3 protein-coding genes are annotated in these 2,223 nt (G+C 77.3%); 2 read left to right on the forward strand and 1 reads right to left on the reverse strand.

The annotated features are described in order from the left end of the window. Positions 1-83 precede the first annotated feature (83 nt). A complete protein-coding gene (locus MPTA5024_RS09715) occupies positions 84-290 on the reverse strand; it encodes a hypothetical protein (protein ID WP_036323825.1) in 207 nt (68 codons plus the stop codon). Between the two features lie 193 nt (positions 291-483). Here MPTA5024_RS09715 and MPTA5024_RS09720 point away from each other — a divergent pair, with 193 nt between their 5' ends. Next, entirely contained in the window at positions 484-1,578 is a 1,095-nt protein-coding gene (locus tag MPTA5024_RS09720; protein WP_198167111.1) for a bifunctional adenosylcobinamide kinase/adenosylcobinamide-phosphate guanylyltransferase, read from the forward strand. Positions 1,579-1,729: 151 nt separating this feature from the next. Then, on the forward strand, positions 1,730-2,223 hold a 494-nt coding region (locus tag MPTA5024_RS43325), incomplete at its 3' end, for an adenosylcobinamide-GDP ribazoletransferase (protein ID WP_232326334.1).

Below are 2,223 nucleotides of genomic sequence, written 5' to 3' on the forward strand. Positions count from 1 at the left end.
CCGTCGGTGCGCTCGGCCCGGCCGGGCGCCCGGTCGCCGGAGGCTCGGGCCGGCGGATCTTCGCGGGCCCCGGGTCGTGCGGGTCATTCCGGCCGCAGCGACATCCCCGAGTACTCGACGCGCTCGTCCTCCAGAAGCGTGACCTGCTCGACACCGGCCTCGAGCAGGTCACGCCAGGTCTCGCCCAGCCACGACTCGGCGTCGCCCTGGCTCGAGAAGATCTCCCGCGGCAGGGGCCGGTCGGTCACCTCGCCGCCGTTCGCGTCCTCGTAGCGCCACCGCCAGATCATCGCCACACGCTCCTTCTGACCACGTCCCCGTGGTTCCAGTCGACCACGACCGGCCGTCCGGGGCAGCCGTTGTGCGGACCCTATCTCCTCCCCCGCCCGGCGCGATCATGCCTGCCCGTTCCCCCGGCGGCTACCCTCGGTCTTTCCCGAGCGGAACCGGAGCGGAACGGACGGAGGGGACGGCGTGGAGCTCATGCTCGAAGGGACCGGAGGCCCGGAGGGCTGGCCCGTCCCCGGCTGCGGCTGCGCGTCCTGCGGCCGCCTGGCCGCCGGCCATCGCCGCCCCGCGTCGATCCTGCTCGACGGCCGCGTACGGCTCCCGCCCCCGCCCTGGGACGCGCGCGCCCTGCCGGCGCTTCCCGGGCACCGGTTCCACCTCGGTCCGGACGGCCTGGAGATCACCGGCCCGGACGGCGAGCGCGTCCTGTTCACGGCGCCGGGACTCCGGGAAACCCCGGGAGGCGCGACGGGGCCGCGCGGCATCCCAGGAGAGGCGACGGGCGCACCCTTCGACCTGGTGCTCGCCGATCTCCTGGACCGGCCCGGGCACCTGGGCGACCTGCGGCACCGGGGACGGGTGACCTCCGCGACCGCGGTGATCGCGGTGGGCCTCGACCATCGCGTTCCCGGGGAGAACGAGCTGAACCGCAGGCTGGCGTTCTGGGGGGTCGGCGCCGCCGCGGACGGCACGGTGATCCGGGTGCCCCACGCCGTCCCCGAGGCGTACCGGCCGCGGCGCACCCTGCTGCTGGGCGGTTCGCGTTCGGGCAAGTCGGAGGAGGCCGAGCTCCGCCTGGCGGCGGACGCCGCCGTGACCTACGTGGCCACCGGCCCTGCGAGCGAGGGCGATCCCTCCTGGAGCGCCCGGGTGCGGGCGCACCGGCACCGCCGCCCGGCCCACTGGCGTACCGTCGAGACGACCGGCCTCGCCGCGCTCCTCGCCGCCCCGCCGCCGGGATCCCTGCTGATCGACGGCCTCGGGACCTGGCTGGCCGCCGTCTTCGACGAGTGCGGCGCCTGGCCCGGCGGAGACGGCGGGACGGATGCCGACGGGGGTGCGGGAGCCGCCGTCGCCGAGCGGTGCGACGAACTGGTGGCGGCGTGGCGGGGGACGCGCGCCGCGACGGTGGTGGCGGTCAGCGACGAGGTCGGGCTCGGAGTGATCCCGGCGACCCCCGCCGGACGCCTGTTCCGCGACGCCCTCGGCCGCCTCAACCAGCGCCTCGCGCGCGAGTCCGAGGACGTGGCCCTCGTCGTCGCCGGCCGCGTCCTGCCCCTCCCGATCTGACCCGGGCACCCCACCGCGTCCGATCGGGCCGAAGCGCCCCGGACGCAGCCATCCGCGTGCGACCGGCCTACGGACCCCCACCCCGCGCCCGGCCCCTGGTCGCGGGTGGCACGGCGGGAGCGCGGCACGGGGGCGGCTACGATCGCGCATCGTGTCAGGGACAGCGTCAGGGACATCCGGCGAGCCATCGCCCGGCGCGGCGTGGTGGTTCGCCTTCGGGACGTTCACCGTCCTCCCGGTCAGGGCCAAGGCCGTCGACCGGGAGGTGGCGGGCCGGGGCATGGCGGCGGCGCCGGCGGTCGGGGTCGTGCTCGGGCTTGCGGCCGCCGCCGTCCTGCTGGCCGCCGGCGCGCTGTCCGGCTCGCGCCTGCTGGCCGCCGTGCTCGCCGTGGGCGCGCTCGCCTGGCTCACCCGGGCACTCCACCTGGACGGGCTGGCCGACCTGGCCGACGGCCTCGGCAGCGGCAGGCCGCCCGGCCAGGCCCTCGACGTCATGAAACGGTCGGACATCGGCCCCTTCGGCGTCGTCACGCTCGTCGTCGCGCTGCTCGTGCAGGTGGCGGCGCTCGCGGCGCTCCCGGGCGCTCCGGCCGTCGCCGCCCTGGTGGCGGCCTGCGCGAGCGGACGGCTGGCCGTCACCTGGGC

This window comes from Microbispora sp. ATCC PTA-5024 (assembly GCF_000511135.2).
GTDB classification, from domain to species: domain Bacteria; phylum Actinomycetota; class Actinomycetes; order Streptosporangiales; family Streptosporangiaceae; genus Microbispora; species Microbispora corallina.